This is a genomic window from Corallococcus sp. 4LFB, from assembly GCF_046520365.1.
Taxonomy (GTDB): Bacteria; Myxococcota; Myxococcia; order Myxococcales; family Myxococcaceae; genus Corallococcus; species Corallococcus caeni.
Window position 1 is genome coordinate 1 of record NZ_JBKGHJ010000146.1, and the last position, 17,028, is coordinate 17,028.

Annotated in this window: 13 protein-coding genes; 5 read left to right on the forward strand and 8 right to left on the reverse strand. The window is 71.9% G+C overall.

Annotated features, from left to right (window positions below; translation table 11 throughout):
- Positions 1 to 813 (reverse strand): transglutaminase domain-containing protein (locus tag ACLEQD_RS17590; RefSeq protein WP_410385440.1); only part of this gene is annotated, 813 nt, incomplete at its 3' end.
- A gap of 65 nt (positions 814 to 878) precedes the next feature.
- Here ACLEQD_RS17590 and ACLEQD_RS17595 point away from each other — a divergent pair.
- Positions 879 to 4,028 (forward strand): ABC transporter substrate-binding protein, encoded by a 3,150-nt coding sequence (locus ACLEQD_RS17595; protein WP_410385441.1) that lies wholly within the window; start codon positions 879 to 881, stop codon positions 4,026 to 4,028.
- On the opposite strand, the gene ACLEQD_RS17600 is transcribed toward ACLEQD_RS17595, so the two are convergent.
- From ACLEQD_RS17600 to ACLEQD_RS17625, 6 genes are all read right to left on the reverse strand, one after another.
- On the reverse strand, positions 4,025 to 6,277 hold the full coding sequence (locus ACLEQD_RS17600; RefSeq protein WP_410385442.1) for a hypothetical protein: 2,253 nt from the start codon (positions 6,275 to 6,277) through the stop codon (positions 4,025 to 4,027). The genes ACLEQD_RS17595 and ACLEQD_RS17600 overlap by 4 nt on opposite strands.
- 92 nt (positions 6,278 to 6,369) lie before the next feature.
- Positions 6,370 to 6,993 (reverse strand): DedA family protein, encoded by a 624-nt coding sequence (locus ACLEQD_RS17605; protein ID WP_410385444.1) that lies wholly within the window; start codon positions 6,991 to 6,993, stop codon positions 6,370 to 6,372.
- Between the two features lie 112 nt (positions 6,994 to 7,105).
- Positions 7,106 to 8,176: a radical SAM protein gene (locus tag ACLEQD_RS17610; protein ID WP_410385446.1), complete on the reverse strand. Its 1,071-nt coding sequence runs from the start codon at positions 8,174 to 8,176 to the stop codon at positions 7,106 to 7,108.
- A complete protein-coding gene (locus tag ACLEQD_RS17615) occupies positions 8,173 to 8,412 on the reverse strand; it encodes an anti-sigma factor family protein (RefSeq protein ID WP_014399836.1) in 240 nt (79 codons plus the stop codon). The genes ACLEQD_RS17610 and ACLEQD_RS17615 overlap by 4 nt, the downstream gene beginning before the upstream one ends.
- Before the next feature lie 65 nt (positions 8,413 to 8,477).
- A complete protein-coding gene (locus ACLEQD_RS17620; RefSeq protein ID WP_410385448.1) occupies positions 8,478 to 9,107 on the reverse strand; it encodes an RNA polymerase sigma factor in 630 nt (209 codons plus the stop codon).
- Between the two features lie 35 nt (positions 9,108 to 9,142).
- On the reverse strand, positions 9,143 to 9,727 hold the full coding sequence (locus ACLEQD_RS17625; protein WP_410385450.1) for a DNA-3-methyladenine glycosylase: 585 nt from the start codon (positions 9,725 to 9,727) through the stop codon (positions 9,143 to 9,145).
- Between the two features lie 166 nt (positions 9,728 to 9,893).
- Between ACLEQD_RS17625 and ACLEQD_RS17630 the strand changes: the two genes are divergently transcribed.
- Complete coding sequence (locus tag ACLEQD_RS17630; RefSeq protein WP_410385452.1) at positions 9,894 to 11,447, forward strand: 4-alpha-glucanotransferase; 1,554 nt, start codon at positions 9,894 to 9,896, stop codon at positions 11,445 to 11,447.
- Positions 11,448 to 11,539: 92 nt separating this feature from the next.
- Here ACLEQD_RS17630 and ACLEQD_RS17635 read toward each other — a convergent pair whose 3' ends face one another.
- Positions 11,540 to 11,851, reverse strand: a complete 312-nt coding sequence (locus ACLEQD_RS17635; RefSeq protein ID WP_410385453.1) for a hypothetical protein — start codon at positions 11,849 to 11,851, stop codon at positions 11,540 to 11,542.
- Positions 11,852 to 12,017: 166 nt separating this feature from the next.
- On the opposite strand from ACLEQD_RS17635, the gene ACLEQD_RS17640 reads away from it, so the two are divergent.
- From ACLEQD_RS17640 to ACLEQD_RS17650, 3 genes are all read left to right on the forward strand, one after another.
- Entirely contained in the window at positions 12,018 to 12,752 is a 735-nt protein-coding gene (locus ACLEQD_RS17640) for a POTRA domain-containing protein (RefSeq protein WP_410385454.1), read from the forward strand.
- Between the two features lie 223 nt (positions 12,753 to 12,975).
- Entirely contained in the window at positions 12,976 to 14,187 is a 1,212-nt protein-coding gene (locus ACLEQD_RS17645; protein WP_410385456.1) for a BamA/TamA family outer membrane protein, read from the forward strand.
- Positions 14,184 to 17,028: AsmA family protein (locus ACLEQD_RS17650; RefSeq protein WP_410385458.1), on the forward strand; the 2,845-nt coding region annotated here is incomplete at its 3' end. The genes ACLEQD_RS17645 and ACLEQD_RS17650, both read left to right, overlap by 4 nt.

Genomic DNA, 17,028 nt, shown 5'->3' on the forward strand with positions numbered 1-17,028 from the left:
CGCCAGGGACGCGAAGCGCAGCGCGTGGGCCAGGCAGCCTCCGGCCTCGCCCTCCCCGCCCGAGCGCCAGTCCGCCGCCGTGGGCCCCTTGTCCGGGAAGGCCGCGTGCACCTTCGCGGAGAGGGCCCGCGCCTCGGCGGACGTCCACTCCGTCATCTCCGGCAGCCGGGCCGGGACCGCGAGGGACGTCCCCTCCCCGCGAGTCGCCGGCTCCGAGGCGGGCCGTGCCTGCCCGCCTGGCACGAGCCTCAGCGGGCCTTTGGTGCCACCCTCCACGGGCACCCCTTCCGCGAAGAGCTCCGGCGGTGCGCGCAGCCGCTCCCCGGGGGCCGCCCGCGTGAAGCGGGAGTCCCCCACCTCCAGCGCCTGGAGCTGGCCCTGCTCGTCGTAGCGGGCGCGGAAGCGCGCGCCCAGCATCGTACCCTCGGCGCTCGTGGGGCCTCGCTTCGTGACGCAGTGGGGGCCCTCCTGGCCGGACAGCTCCTCGCGGCCCTTCACGCAGCCCTCGGGGGGCGGCCCGCGCCACAGCCACAGCGCCTGGGGCACCGCGTCCGCGTCCCTCACGCGCCCCGCGGCGTCCACCCGCAGCGTCACCTCTCGCACACGCTCGCCCGCGCGGCCGTCGCGCACGTGCAGGTGCCGGCTGGTGTACGTGAACCGCCCCGCGTCCAGGGACAGCCCCACCGTCCCCACCGGCACGCCCCGCCACGCGAAGACGAACCGCGCCGGGCTTCCGGCCCTCGTGGCCTCGGCGCCCGTGCTGGCGGGGATTACCGGGAGCGCCAGCATGGCGATGGCGAAGAGGGCCCTCATGTCTCATGAAGCATGCGTCGAATTGAGGACCGGCGCGAGAAGGCGGGTTAGCGTCCACCCCGTCCATGGGCGCCAAACGGTACCTTTTCTCGTTCGGGGTGGCGGCGGCCCTGGTCTCCGCCATCCTCCTGGGCCTGCTGCTGCGGTGGGTGACGGGCCAGCCGGATGACGCGGCCGGGTGGGCGGTGCTGCTGTTCGGCGTGCCGCTGCTCTGGCTCATCGGCAGCTATCTGGCGTGGTTCCGCTTCGCGGCGATGCGCCGGCGCGAGCGGCGCGACCTGATGTCCCGGCTGGCGGAGGGCGACCTCACCACGCCCATCCACACGGGCTTCGAGGGCCAGGAGGACCTGCGCCGCCTCATCCTGTCCCTGCGCCGCGCCCTGTCCCAGGTGCAGCGCGTGACGAGCAACCTGCACCGCACCGGCAACGGCGTGAGCGAGCAGGCCCGCATGCTGCTGGAGGCCGCGCGCCGTCAGGGCGGCGCCGTGGAGCGCACGCTGTCCGCCGTGGGCGGCAACGGCACCAGCCTCCAAGTGGCCATCAAGCGCGTGCAGCACATTGAGACCTTCGCGCACGAGACGACGGGCGCCCTGCTGGAGATGACCGAGCGGCTGCACCAGGTGGTGGACGGCCTGGAGACCGTCAACGACTTCAGCCAGCGCACCAGCGGCCTCACCCAGGCGATGACGGAGCGGCTCACGCACATCGCCGCGTCGGGCGACGAGCTGGGCCGCTTCGCCTCCGAGGCGGAGGACTTCGTCGCGCTGGTGGAGGGCGGCATCTACGCCGTGCGCCGCCGCGCCATGGAGACCAACAGCATGGCCGTCGCCGTCACCACCACCGCCCAGCGCGGCGAGGCGCTGGTGAGCGACAGCGTGCAGGGCATGTACCGGGTGGAGGAGACGGTGCGCAAGGCGGCCGAGCTGATGGAGATGCTCGGCACGCGGTCGCTGGAGATTGGCCGCATCGTGGACGTCATCCAGGAGATCGCCGACCAGACGAACCTCCTGGCCCTCAACGCCGCCATCATCGCCGCGCAGGCGGGCGAGCACGGCCGCCCCTTCGGCGTGGTGGCCAATGAGATCCGCAGCCTCGCCGAGCGCACCACGCGCTCCACGCGCGAGATTGGCACCATGGTGACGGGCATCCGCGACGCGGTGGAGACCGCCGTCGCGCTGGTGCAGGAGGGGCGCGAGCAAGCCACCGCGGGCGTGGCCCTGGGCGACCGCGCCTCCGAGGCCCTGAGCGAGATCCGCGCCATCACCCAGCGCACCTTCGCCGCCGTGGAAGCCACGGTGATGGAGACGCAGCAACTGGAGGCGCAGGGCGCCACCGTGGTGGAGGCCAGCAAGCGCGTGGCCCAGCGCGTGGAGGACATCACGCGCATGGCCATCGAGCAGTCCGGCAACGCGCGGGACCTGGTGCGCCAGATTCAAGAGATGTCGCGCGTGGGCCAGAGCGCCGGACAAAAGGCGGAGGCGCAGGCGCGCACCGGCCGCGACCTGTCCGAGGCGGTGATGCGGCTGAGCGCGGCCATCGAGGAGCTGCGCTCCGCGCACCAGGTGCTCACCCGGGGCGACGCGTCCATCCGTGAAGAGGTGGCCCAGGTGCGCGAGGACGCACGCCGCGTCATCCGCATCGGTGACGAGCTGGACCGCACGGTGGACCAGCTGAGCCACGAGACGGTGAGCCTGGAGGCGGAGGTGTTCCGCTTCCAGCTGCCCCGCGCGCGCACGGGCGGCACGCTGCGGGTGGGGTTGCACCAGGCGGGCTCGCTGCGCGCGCGGCAGGCGGTGGATCCGCTGTTCAGCGTCGAGAACCAGATGGCGGAGCTGACGGCGTGCCTCTTCTCCTGCCTCGTGCGGCTGGAGGACGGCGTGCTGGTGCCCGACCTGGCCGAGCGCTGGGACGCGGACCCCTCCGCGCGCCGCTACCGCTTCTACCTGCGCCGGGGCGTCACCTTCCACGACGGCAGCATGTTCACCGCCCTGGACGTGAAGCGCCACCTGGAGCGGCTGATGGACCCGGCGCTGCGCTCGCCGGACCGCAGCCTGCTGGAGGACGTGGAGGGCGCGCGGGAGTACTCCAGCGGCCTGGCGCGCGAGGTGACGGGCATCGAGGTCCTGGACGAGGGCACGCTGGAGATCCGCCTGCGCGAGCCCAAGGCCTTCTTCCTCCAGCTCATGGCGCTGACGGCCACGGCGGTCGCGAAGCTGGACGCGGCGGGGAAGCTGGTGGGCACCGGGCCGTTCCGCGTCGTCGGCCTGCAGCCGGACCGGATGGTGCTGGAGCGCAACGCCACCTACTGGCGCGGCGGGGTGCCGCTGCTGGACCGGCTGGAGTTCGTCCTCTCGGACACGCGGCCCCAGGCGGTGCGGCAGCTGCTGGACGGGCAGGTGGACCTCGTGTCGTTCCTGCACGTGGAGCACACGGAGGCCAAGGGGCTGGAGGCGCACCAGGTGGTGACCAGCACCACGCCCTCCACGGCGTTCCTGGGGCTCAACCTGAACGAGGCGCCGTACAACGACGTGCGCGTGCGGCGGGCTCTGCGCGCGGGCATGGACATCCCGGGCGTGGTGGAGCAGTTCCACCCGGGGGCTCGCGTGGCGCGCACCTTCACGCCGCCGGAGCTGCTGGACGGGGCCCAGGAGCTGGGGCCCGCGCCGGTGCCGGACCTGACGCTGGCGGAGCGGCTCTTGCGCGAGGCGGGCGTGCGGCGGTTGCAGCTCACCCTGCACCACCCGCTGGGCCGCGACACGTCCGCGGAGGACGCGGTGCTCTTCCGGCCCATGATTCAAGCGGGGCTGCTGGAGCTGCGGCACGAGCAGATGAGCCCGGAGGAGTACCTGCCGCGCCTGCGCGAGGGGAAGGTCCCGGCGTTCCGCACGCTGTGGCTGGCGGACTTCCCGGACCCCGACGCGTTCCTGCACTTCCTGCTCAACTCCAGCGCGCAGACGGTGTACCCGCTGGGCTACCGCAACCCGGAGCTGGACCGGCTCACCGCGGAAGCGCGCGTGTCCATCGACCCGGAGCTGCGCTCGCAGCTCTACAAGCGCGCGGAGCAGCTGGCGCGCGAGGACTGCCCGCTCATCCCGCTGTACCACGACCGCACGCACGCGGCCGCCGCGGCGTCCGTGCAGAACCTGCGGCTGCATCAGACTCCGCCGCAGGTGCGCTTCGAGGACCTCTGGGTGGACCCGGCGGTGGGCGGCTAGGGCACGGCCCGGCGCGTCCCGGCGGGACTGGCGTTGCGCTGGGGCCAGCCATGGACTTCGGCGCGCACGCCGACGGGATAGGACTCCAGGCGCCAGACGCCGTCACGGCGCAGGGCCACGTGCAGCAGGTCTCCTGAGAACACCGCGCCCGCGACCTCCACGCGGCCCGGCAGGGCGCACTGATTGACCTTGTTGCCGAAGGCAATCCACTCGAGCCACGCCTGACGCTGACCGTTCGGCAGCTCTGCGTCCGCGAGCACGCCCACGTTGCTCTGCTCCAGCAGCGCGGCTTCGTGGAAGGTGCCGGGCAACAGCGGCGAGGGCAGCACGTCCACCTCCGAGAGGAAGTGGCCATCGTCGGAGCTGAACGACCGCAGCACCGTGCGCAGGTCCGCGTCGACGCAAGGGGTGCCATCCGTGTGGTCGCACGAGAGCGCGAGCGCATGACCGACCGTGCCGCCGGGCGACATCAGCACGGGCTCCGCCAGGGGAGACAGCGTGCGCGTGCCCGCGTCCCAATCCAGCGCGCCGAGCACGCCGCCATCCATGTCCACGAAGGCCCGCGTGCCCACGAGCAACCGCCCCGACGCGAGCGCCAGTGACGGCGCACCCTCGGGAACACCGGACCCGAGCGGTTCGAGGCTCAGCGATGCGACACCACCGTCCGCAAGCGCGACCGGACCGAACGTGGATCCGGAGCCCGTGGTGGATGCACCGGGCCAGGTCGCGTTCGCGGCACGCAAGTGCGAGCCCGTAAGTGCTCCGCCGTCCGTGCTCGCTTCAGGCGGTGGTGCCCAATCCGTGAAGGCCAGCCGTCCATCCCACGGCGTGTAGAGATACGCACCGCGCGCGTCGTCCACCGCGAGCCTTGCGACGCCACCGCCGTCCTCCTCCGGCCCCATCGCCAGCGGTACTCCCGCGTCCGCGCTCAACAACACGAGCCGGGAGCGCAGCGGCTCCGTGCCCGCGTCGCCGCTCCACGTGACGTACGTCAGCACGTCCCCTTCCTTCGTCAGCGCCACCCTGCCCGCTCCCGTGACAGGCACGCCCTCGGGTGTCCCTCCATCCAGCGCCGCATCGGAGATGGCCAGCGACGTGCGCCAGCGCAGCTCGCCCACGCCCCGGGGCGCGTACGCCTCCAGGGCCTCCGGCGCCAGCACCACCACTCCCGCATCCGACGCCGCGAGCAACGTCCTGACGCCCCCGTCCTCGTAGGGCGACTCGTAGCGCAGCAGCCCGCTCTCCGTGTACGCGGCGAGCCAGCAGCCTGCATCCTCGCCGCACACCGATGCGTAGACCGTCCCATCGTCCACCAGCAGCACCGGCCCTCCGTCCTCCGCGACGGGCACGCCGCCCAGCTCCGCGCTGAAGTCGGGTTCCAGGTCTCCCGCGTCCGGGCGCATGCACTCGCCCGCGCTGCACTTGCCCTCGTCCTGGCAGGGCGTTGCCGGCGCGCAGACGAACCCGTCCGGCGGCGTCACCGTCCGGCACGTGCCGCTGAAGCAGACCTGCGCCGCCTTGCAGCTCACCGCGCCGCAGGGGCTGAAGTCCGCCACGTCTACCTCCTCGCAGCCCGCGTTGCGGTCGCACACGCCCACCTTGCATGGGTTGAGCGGCGCCGGGCACGCCACGCTCGCCGTCACGCAGCCCTGCGTTGGAGAACAGCTGTCCACCGTGCACGGGTTGTCGTCATCACACGTGCGCGGCTGCCCCACGCAGACGCCCGCCTGACAGCGGCCGTTCTCCTGGCAGCGGCTGCCCGGGATGCACGACGCGCCGTCCGCCTGCGGCGATTCGATGCACTGGCCAGACTCCAGGTCGAAGCGCGAGTCGCGGCACTCGCCCGTCGGCACGCACGCCAGCGGACGCACGCCCACGCCGGTGAGCCTCACCTTCGCGGTGGTGCGCCCCGCGGTGAGCACCAGCTCGCCCTGCACCGGCGTGTTGCCCGCGGAGAACAGGATGTCCACCGTGCCCGTGCCGCTGCCCGCGACGACAACCTGGGACACGACCACGAAGAAGGGCGCGTCCGTCACCGCCTCCACCGTGACGCCCGCGCGGCCGGTGGCCACCAGCGTCAGCGAGCGGCGCACCTGCGTGCCCTCCAGCACCCGGCCGAAGTCCACGACCTCTTCCTGTGGCCGGAAGCTGGCGGTCGCACCGCCCACGCCGGGGGCGTCGCCACAGCGGCACCCTCCCACCAGGACGAGCAACACGAGCAGCCACCAGCGAGCACGGGCGCGGAACATGCCCCGACTCAAGCGCGCCACCCCGGGCCCGCGCAACGTGCGCGCCGCCGCGGCAGGCAGTCCCCGCACATTTCCCTGCCCGGACGGGCCCGCTACGGTTCCACGGCCGACTCACGCCGCCGCGTCAACACCCGCACGCCGAACCCCAGCGCCGCCACCACCAGCAGCCCAATCACGGCGTACTGGTAGCGCGACACCAGCAGCGTCAGCCGCTCCAGGTTGCCGCCCACCGCCATGCCCAGCGCCAGGATGAGGCCGCTGTGCGCCAGCGCGGACACCGCGCCCAGCACCAGCGCGTTGAAGCGCGGCACGCGCGCCGCCCCCGCCGCGATGAAGATGACGCCCCGGATGCCCGGCAGGAAGCGGTTCACCAGCAGCAGCCACGGCCCCGCGTGCCGCATCCGCGTCTGCACCTGCTCCAGCCGCGCATGCGTGAGCCCGAAGAAGGAGCGGCTCGGGTTCGCATCGAAGCGCTTCGCCAGCCACTGGCCCACCGCGTAGTTGATGAGCGCGCCCACCACGCTGCCCGCCGTCACCACCGCGAGCACCAGCCACCAGGGCTTCTCCCCGCGCACGGCATAAATGCCGCCCATCAACACGATGGTGTCCCCGGGGAACGGCGGCACCACGTACTCCAGCATCGCCGCCACGCCGAGCACCAGGAACCCGAACGGCCCCAGCGCTCCAATCAGCTTGTCGACATGCTCGATCCACATCCGCTCGGTGCCCTCCAGGCCCGCAAGCGCCTCCCGCGAGACTTAAGTCGTCTTCCCGCCCGGCGAAACCCGTGTTCTCCACCAGCCGCGCGACGGTGAACACGCGCGCACGTCAGGCCTGGCGGGGCGCCACCGCCGGCGTCGGCAGCACGGTGCCGCCGTACTGGCTGGCCGCCAGCGTGCCGCACGCGGCGCCAATCTCCTTGCCGCCCGAGTAGCGCCGCGCGATGGGCGCCTTCAGGATCTGCAGGTGGTCCCGGAACGCGCTCAGCTCCTCCGCCGTGGGCGGCAGGTACTTGCCCGTTGGATCCGTCACGTCGATGAGGTCCACCTTGATGGGGATGCCCTCGAACGCCGCCTTCAGCGCCTCCGCGTCCTCGCGCCCCAGGTTGAAGCCCTGGATGGCCACGTAGGCGATCATCGCCCGCTCGCGCCGCGCCTCGCTGTACTCGCGGATGGCTTCAATCAGCTCCGGCAGCGGGTGCGTCTTCTCGATGGGGAGCACCTTCGCGCGCTTCTCCGGGATGGCGCTCGTCACGCTGAACGCCAGCCGGAACGGATGCCCCTCCCGCGTGTAGCGGCGAATGGCCGGGACATGCCCCGCGGTGGAGAACGTGATGGCCGTGCCGGAGATGGAGAACCCCGCCGGGTGCGAGAGGATCTGCGCCGCGCGGACCGTTTCCTTGTAGTTGAGCAGCGGCTCGCCCATCCCCATGAACACGACGCCGCCCACGCGCCGGTCCGCCTCCGCGCGCACCTGCATCACCTGGTCCAGGATCTCCCAGGTCTGGAGGTTGCGCTGGAAGCCCAGCTTGCCCGTCATGCAGAAGTCGCACGCCAGCGCGCAGCCCACCTGGCTGGACACGCAGACGACGTACTTCTCCTCGAAAATGGGGATGCGCACCGCCTCGATGCGGCCGCCCAGCGGCGACTCGAAGAGGTACTTCACAAAGCCGTCTTCCGCCTGACGCCGTTCGACGATTTTCAGGGACGGCAGCTCCGCCTGGGCGCGGAGCAGGTCCGCGACCCGGCGCGGCACCTGGGGCGCCAGCGCGATGGCGTCCACCGTGGGACGGGCGTGGGCGAAGACGCCCGCGAACACCTTGCGCACCGCGGTCGCGGACGGCTGGGCCGGCGCGAGCGCCGCTTCCAGCTCCGGCAGCGACAGTTGTTTCAGGTTCACGAGCAGGACTTGATCTTCGAGCGCAGGAACTCGGTCAGCTTCGCCGACACCTCCCGGGGCATCTTCAGCGCCATGGCGCGCTTGCAGAGGCCGGGAGTCGCCCGGTAGGTGCTGAGGAACTCCTCGCAGGGCTTGCAGCCCGACAGGTGCTCCTGCAGGTGCCGCGCCTCCTCCTCGGGCATCTCACCCTCGAGGAACTCCAGCAGGAGGTTGATGGAATCTTTGCACGTATACATCCGAACCTCGGCTGGCTGCGGCTCCCCTCGTTCCAGTTCGAAGATGCCGAGGCGCCCTGGGGGTTTCACACCCCGCGATTGTCCCGGTTGTAGAACAGGTCGATGGCTTCTCGCAGCGCGAGCCGCGCCCGATGCAGGCGGCTCTTGATGGCGGGGATGGAGTCCCCCGTCACTTCTGCGATTTGTTCGTAGCTGAGGCCGTCCACGTCTTTCAAGAGGAAGACTTCCCGGTAGCCCTCCGGCAACCGGTCGGCCGCCTGCTGGATTGCCTGCCCCAGCTCCGCGTCCAGCGCCTTCTCCTCCGCGTCCCGGCTCCAGTCCGTGACGGGGTAGTCCGCCAGGGTGCCCCGCTCCGTGAACTCCGGCGCCTGGAGCTCCGACTCGGCCGCCTGGGCCACCCGGCGGTGGCGCAGGCGCATGAGGGCGTGGTTCGCCGCGATGCGGTGCACCCAGGACCCGAAGGCCGCCTCGCCCCGGAAGTCCTTCAGGTGCTGGTAGGCGGAGAGGAAGGTGTCCTGGGTGATTTCCGCCGCGTCCGCTTCCGAGCGCGTCATCCGCAGCGCCAGGCCGTACACCCGGTCCTGGTGCAGGCCGACCAGGGCCTCGAAGGCGGACACGTCACCGTCCTGGGCCCTTGCCAGGAGCCGCCGGTCTTCTTCCTGCCGGTCTTCTTCCTGGGAAACCTCTTGGGACATGGCGTCTTCCACCCAACCAGCCAGAACGTTCCGCGTCAAGGACGACGGCGAGGCCGCCGGGACACGAAGCGGCTGACGTGTCCACTGTCCCGGTCCCACAGCCGGAAGGGTTCAGCGGCCCACGCCCCGGCGTACTCCACGCCGATGCGCGGCCCCCGCTCCACCCGCGCGTCCGGCACCGGCGTCCCCGGCAGCAGGTGCAGCCCATCCGAGTCCAGCTTGAGGCCGTTGTGGTTCAGGTTCAGCCCCAGCACCCGGCACAGCCGCCCGGGCCCGTCCGTCCGCTCGCCGGGCGGGATGCCCTCCACCGGCTCCACCCCCCGCACCAGCACCGCCGCCGCCACCCCGGGCCCGTCCGTCACCACGTTGAAGCAGTGGTGCATTCCGTAGATGAGGTAGACGTAGGAGCGCCCCGCCGGCCCGAACATCACCTCCGTGCGCGGGGTGCGCCCCTTGGATGAGTGACACGCCAGGTCGTGCTCGCCCAGGTAGGCCTCCACCTCCACGATGCGGCCCACGCGCCGGCCCGTCACCCCGTGCACCACCAGCAGGGTGCCCAGGAGGTCGCGCGCCACCTCCAGGGTGGGACGGGCGTAGAAGGACAGGGGCAGTCGTTTCACGGCGACGGTCCTGCCCGCGTCGGGTGCGCTCCGTCAACCACTGAGCGCTCGCATCGGCCCGGAGTCCAAAACCACCGTTCTCCACCGGCTGACAGGCAGGCGTGTGTGCACTGCGTCGCGACGGGAGTTCACACCGGGGCGGGGCTGGGGCAGATTGCGCCGCATCATGTCCACTCCTGGCCGGCTCTCCGGTCTCCTGCTGCCTCTCTTCTCCCTGCGCTCGCGAACGGACTTCGGCATCGGTGACTTCGGTGCCATGGACGGCCTGTTCTCCTGGATGAAGGCCGCGCGTCAGCGCCTGCTGATGGTGCTGCCCCTGCTCCCCACCGCGCCCGGGGACCCCAGCCCCTACGCCACCCGGTCCGCGTTCGGCCTGAACCCGCTCTTCATCGACCTGAGCCAGGTGCCGGAGTTCCAGGCCACCGGCGGCGAGGGCGCGCTCAGCGACACGCAGAAGCAGCAGCTGGCGGAGGCCCGGGGCGCGCCGCGCGTGCGCTACGACCTGGTGTTCCCGCTCAAGGACGCCGCGTTCGCGCGCGCCTTCGACCACTTCGAGCACCACGAGTGGACCCCGCGCACGCCGCGCGCCCAGGAGTTCCAGAAGTGGCGCGAGGCGCAGGGCGAGTGGCTGGAGAGCTACGCCCTCTTCACCGCCATCAGCGAGAAGGAAGGGCGCCGCCCCTGGTGGGAGTGGCCGGAAGGGCTGCGCACGCGCCAGCCCCAGGCGCTGCTCGCCATCCAGCAGGAAGGCCTGGAGCGCCGCGTGCGCTACCACGCGTGGCTCCAGTGGCTGGCGGAGGCCCAGTGGAACCAGGTGCGCGCGCAGGCGAAGGCGAAGGACGTGCTGCTGTGCGGGGACGAGCCCTTCATCATCGGGCAGGACAGCTCCGACTGCTGGGCCCACCCGGACATCCTGCGCCGCGACGCGCGCCTGGGCGTGCCGCCGGACGACTTCTCCGCCACGGGCCAGGACTGGGGCCTGCCCTACTTCGACTTCGCCGCGATGGAGAAGGACGACTACGCGTGGCTGAAGAAGCGCGCGGCCAAGGCGGCCAGCTACTACGACCTGCGCCGCGTGGACCACGCGGTGGGCTACTTCCGGCAGTGGATCCGCGACGAGAAGAACCCCACCGGCTACTTCGTCCCCGCGGACGAGGCCACCTGGCGCAGCCAGGGTGAGAAGCTCTTCCGCCTGCTGTCGGAGGGCGCGGGCATCGTCGCCGAGGACCTGGGCGTGATTCCCCCGTTCGTGCGGCAGATCCTCGCGGAGCTGAAGCTGCCCGGCTACCGCGTGCTGCGCTGGGAGCGCGACGACAACACCTACCGCGACCCGCACCAGTTCCCCGCCGTGTCGCTGGTCACCACCGGCACGCACGACACGGAGCCGCAGGCGGAGTGGTGGGAGCAGGCGCGCGAGGACGAGCGCCAGAGCGCCGCGCGCACGTGGCCGGAGTTCCAGGGCGTGGCGGTGACGCGCGAGTTCACCCCGGACATCCACCGCGCCACGCTGGCCGCGGCGCTCAACGCGGGCTCGGACCTGTGCGTGCTGCCGTGGCAGGACGTGCTGGGCACGCGCGACCGCATCAACCTGCCCGGCACCATGGGCGACGCCAACTGGGCCTACCGCATCGCGCAGAACACGGACGCGCTGCTCACGGAGCCGCAGACGAAGGACGCCGCGGAGCGCCTGGCGTGGCTCACCGCCTCGTCGCGCCGCTAGCCTTCAAGACGCAGCCACCGCCCCGGGCCGCTGGACACGCGGCCGCCCCGGGCCCCGGGCGCTGACGGAAAAAGGGACGCCTTCTTCCCGCGTCAGCCGCCGTTGTCCTCGATGCACTTCACCTGGCCGGGGAAGCCGTCGAACACGGCGCAGCGCCGGCCCTCCTTCGCGCACTCCAGCCGGTCGCAGATGTTCTCCACGACGCACAGGGGGGGCGAGCGGCCGAACTCCAGGAACAGCTCCGCGCAGAAGCGGAACGGATCCGCGCACCCGAGCGAGCCGCAGTAGGGCGTGTCGGAGAGGTTCTCCCCTTCCTTGAGTTGGACCACTTCGTCTTCGCTCACGCCGCAGCCGGTGGCGAGCACCAGCGTGGCCGACAGCAACATCGCGATTCGCCGGACCATAGGGGCCCGAATCTGACGCACCCCGGGCCCGGTTGCACGCGCCACGGCGGGGCCCGGGGGGTGGCGGACACTGCCCCCGCCCCCGAGGTCGTGGAATGCGACACTCCCCACACAAAGAAACATTGCGAAACGCGTCAGGGGGTGGCCTTCCGGTAAGAAACGTGACGTGGCCGACGTCCGACTGCTTCGATTCCGCTCCGCCGTGCCCCTCACGCTGGCCGTGCTGTTGACGGCGTGCGCCACCACCTCCAATCAGCCCACCGGGCCGAAGGTGAAGTCCCTGGACATCCAGGGGACGAAGCAGGTGGACGAGGGCGACATCAAGGACCGCATCCTCACGTCCTCCACGCCCTGGTACGCGTTCTGGCCCTTCGGCAAGGCGCACTACTTCGACACCAACGCGTGGCAGGCGGACCTGCGCCGCATCGAGCGCTACTACCAGGCGCAGGGCTACTACCAGGCGCAGGTGGAGTCCAACGAGGTCATCCCCGCCGGCGACAAGGCCGTGCGCCTCAAGGTGGTGGTCAACGAGGGCGAGCCCACCCTCATCGACCGCGTCGAACCGCACGGCCTGGAGGCGCTGAGCCAGGGCGAGGGCCAGCCGTCGCAGCGCGAGCGCGAGCGCATCCTGGAGGAGCTGCCGGTGAAGGCCGGCGACGTGTTCCGCGAGGACGCGTGGGCCGCCACCAAGGAGCTGGTGCTCCAGCGGCTCAAGGACCTGGGGTACGCGGAGGCGGAGGTCGGCGGCGAGGTGCGCGTGGACGTGGCCACGCAGAAGGCCGTGGTGGACCTGCGGATTGCCCCGGGCCTGCGCTATCGCTTCGGCAACATCTTCATCGCCACGGACGCAACCCCCAGGTGCCGCCCCGCCGCATCATCGAGCAGGCGCAGGGCGCCGTGACCAAGGGCGCGTACTTCAGCGAAGCGGCGCTGGCGGAGGCGCAGGCGCGCGTCTTCCGCATGGGCGTCTTCGGCGCGGTGAAGGTGAACCGGGGCGCGCCGGACCGGCAGAACGCCACCGTGCCGGTGGTGGTGGACGTGCGCGAGTCGCCCTTCCATTCCATCAGGCTGGGCGGCGGTATCGGCGTGGACGCCGCGCGGCAGGAAGGCCGCGTGCTGGGCGAGTGGACCAACCGCAACTTCCGGGGCGCCTGCGGCGGCTCACGCTGCGCGGACGCGTGGGCTACGCGTTCATCCCCAGCGTGCTGGCGAGCATCCGGGGCGACACGGACTCGAAGGAAGCGCCGGTGTTCAGCTTCACCACGGAGTTCGAGCAGCCGCGGTTCCTCTTCCGCGACGTGGCCCTGCAGGCCTCCGTCACCGCGGAGAAGGGCCTCCAGCAGGCGTATTCGTTCTACGGCGGCTACCTCAAGACGGGCGTCATCTGGACCCCCCACCCGTCCTTCTCCGTCTTCCCCTCGTACAACCTGCAGCTCTACCGGCTGACGGGGCAGGTGAGCCTGGAGGAGAGCGTCCCGCCCATCATCCTGGGCTGCGAGAGCACGGAGGGGAAATGCGACCAGGCGCTGAGCTTCCTGGAGGTGGCGTTCGCCTGGGACCGGCGCGACGACCGCACCGAGCCGCGCGACGGCTACTACGTGGGCTTCTCCATCCAGAAGGGCGGCGGCCCCTTCTTCGGGCAGTACGACTACGTCCGGCTGCTGCCGGACCTGCGCTACTACCACTCCATCGGAGAGAACAAGGACCTGACGCTCGCGGTGAAGCTGCGCGCGGGCACGCTGGACCCGGCGGGCGGCGGCCAGAGCTCCATCGTCACCCGCTTCTTCTCCGGCGGCGCCACCGCGATGCGCGGCTTCAACGGCCAGCGGCTGTCCCCCATGACGCCGCTGGCGCCCACGTACAAGGAGGACGACGACGGCAACATCCTGGTGGACGCGGACGGCAAGCCCATCCTGGACTCCTGGGACACGGTGCCCGTGGGCGGCAACAGCCTCTTCGAGACCTCCGTGGAGCTGCGCTACCTGCTCACGGACTCCCTGATGGTGGCGGTCTTCTACGACTCCGGCCTGGTGGGCACGCAGGCGCTGTTTGGCAAGAACGCTCCCAAGCTGTTCGGTCCCGAGCACTACCACGCCCTGGGCGCCGGCCTGCGCTACCTCACGGTGGTGGGCCCCATCCGGCTGGACCTCGCGCGGCGCTTGAACATCGGGCGGGGATTGCCCGTCAGCGATCCCGGGTACATCTATCCGTCCTCTGGTGGATGCCTGGGCTTCGGACGCAAGTTCGACAAGGCCTCGACCTCCGCGGAGGCAGCGTACGCGGGTGCCCCTGAAGGGCTCTGCGCGGTCCATATCTCCATCGGAGAGGCGTTTTGAGCGACCCCACGACCCCCGCCCCCGCCGCCCCGCCCCACCGGCGCAAGCGCTGGGGACGGCGGCTCTTGTGGGGCCTGCTGGGTCTGCTGGGGCTCATCGTCCTGCTGGTGGTGGGCGCGCTCGTGTACGCCACCAGTCCGGGCGGCTCCGCCCGCATCGCCCGCTCCGGCGTGGACCTGGCGAACAAGCAGCTGGCCGGCCGGCTGGAGCTGGGCGGCTTCGACCTGGACCTGGACGGCGTGGTCCTCACCGGCATCAAGCTCTACACGCCGGAGGGAGACCTGGCGGCGGAGATCGCCCGCGTGGAGGCGCGGCTGAACCTGTCCCCGCTGCTGGGCCAGCAGGTGGACCTGACGAAGGTGCGCATCGAGACGCCCCGCCTGTACCTGGTGCAGGACGAGCGCGGCCTCAACCTGATGCGCGCGCTGGAGCCCAAGGAGCCCAAGCCGGAGGAGCCGCCCACCCAGGGCCAGAGCGCGCTGCGCATCGACCTGAAGGACTTCGAGCTCAGCCACGGCTACGTGGACTTCCAGCAGGAGCTGCCGGACGGCGGCGAGCGCCAGGTGCGCCTGGAGGAGCTCAGCGCGAAGGGCGAGGGCCACTACGGGCTTTCGGACATGGACTTCGCCGCGGACCTCCAGGCCACGGGCGGCCTCACCCGTCCGCTCACGGGCCCGGTGCGCCTGGTGCTCAAGGGCCAGGGCAAGGACGTGGTGCGCCAGGTGGACGCGCAGCTGGCGCTGGCGGGCATCGAGGCGGACCTGGGCGCGAAGCAGTCCGGTGAGACGGCCGCGGCCGTGGAGCTGCGCCGCCTGCGGGTGCCGCCCGAGCCGGTGAAGGCCTTCGTGCCCGCGTACCCGCTGGTGGTGCCCATTGAAGCGAAGGGCACCGCATCCATGGACGGCGACGTCGCGAAGGCGAACCTGGACGCGTCCGCGGGCAAGGCCACGCTGGAGCTGACGGGCGACGTGAACCTCAAGACGTACCGCACCACGCAGACCACCGTGAAGGCGCGCGGGGTCAACCTGGCGGAGCTGATGGAGGGGGGCATCCCCACCAACATCGCCGCGGACCTCGTCGCGCACGGCGGCGGCGACAGCGTGGACACGCTGGACGGCGACGTGGCCCTCACGGTGTCCCCTTCGGAGTACCGGGGCCAGTCGGTGGGCCCCATCGAGCTGAAGGCCAGCGCGAAGGACGGCCGCTACAACGTGGCCAACCTGCGCGTGATGATGCCGGGCGCGGCGTTCATCGCGTCCGGCGAGGGCACCGCGAAGGCGATGGAGGCGCGCGGCAGCCTGTCCGCGGGCAACCTGAAGCTGCTGTCCCAGGCGCTCAACAAGCTGCTCCCCGGCGGCACCGTGCCGCCCATGTCCGGCAGCGGTTCGCTGGAGCTGCGGGTGCAGGGGCCGCCGCGCTCGCCGGGGGTGAAGGCGGACGGCAACTTCGTCGCGCTGAACTACGGCGATATCGCCATCACGGACCTGACGCTCAAGGCGAGCGTGCCGGACGTCACCCGTCCGCTCACCACCGACGCCACCGTGCTGGTGAGCCAGCTGAAGACCGCGGGCAGGACCTTCCGCGACCTGTCCCTGGCGCTCACCACCGACGCGAACCGCGAGCTGAAGGCGAGCGTGCGCGTGGACGGCGACGCGCAGCTCGCGCTGGGCGTGGAGGGCACGGTGGACGCGGACAACGAGGGGCTGGCCATGCGCGCCTTCTCGTTGTCCTGGCCGGAGGCCACCTGGACGCTCCAGCAGCCCACGCACCTGGCGTTCGGGGGCGGGCGCATCGCGCTGGAGCCGCCGATGGCGCTCGCGGCGGGGCCGCAGACGCTGAAGATCGCCGCGGTGAAGGCCGGCGAGCGCGTGGACGCGCGCATCGACCTGGGCGCCTTTGACTTGTCCAAGCTGCCGCGCATCGCGGTGCCGGAGGACCTGGGCCTGGGCGGCACGCTGTCCGGCCACGTCGCGGCGAAGGGGCGCATGGCGCGGCCGGACGCGGACGTGGACCTCACCCTGGTGGACGGCAAGGCGCGGGGCTACGAGGGCCTGGGGCTCCAGCTGAAGGCCCAGTACGTGAAGGACCGCGCCACCGGCACGCTGGGCGCGGAGCTGAACGCGGCGCGCGTGTCCTCCAGGTTCGACGTGCCCGTGCAGGGCGTGCTGCGCCGCCGCAACGAGCCCCTGTCCCTGACGGTGAACCTGGAGAAGCTGGACGTCGCGGAGGCGCTGAAGCTCGCGGCCCAGCCGCCCGGCCCCACGGGCCAGATTACCGGCACGCTGGTGGTGAACGGCTCCGCGAAGGACCCGCGCCTGGACCTGGAGGTGGTGGGCGCGGACCTGCGCTACCCCGGCCGGCCGGAGGCCCTCTTCGCGCAGGCGCTGGGCTTCGAGCTGCACGCGAGCTCCGACGCGAGCGACGCCACGCTGGGCGCGCGGCTGGACGTGAAGGGCCTGGCGCCGCGGGCCTACGTCGCGCTGAAGACGCCCTTCACGCTGGGCGGCGTCATCGCGAAGCCGCCCACGCCCGCGCAGGCGCTGGAGGCGCCGCTGCACCTGGAGGCGCTGGTGGCGGAGCTGCCGCTGAAGCTGCTCCAGGGCGCCGAGGGCGTGGACAAGCCGGACGGCACGGTGACGCTGAAGGCGGACGTGAACGGCTCCGCGCTCGCGCCGCTGGGCCGCGTGGAGCTGCAGGCGAAGGGCGTCACCGCCAACGGCCTGCCGCCCCTCAACGGCGCGGCGCTGGCGCTGGCGGGCGACAAGGACGTGAAGCTGACGCTGGACGTGCAGCGCCCCGACGGGCCGCTGGCCACGCTGGAGCGCGCGTGCTGGACCGTGG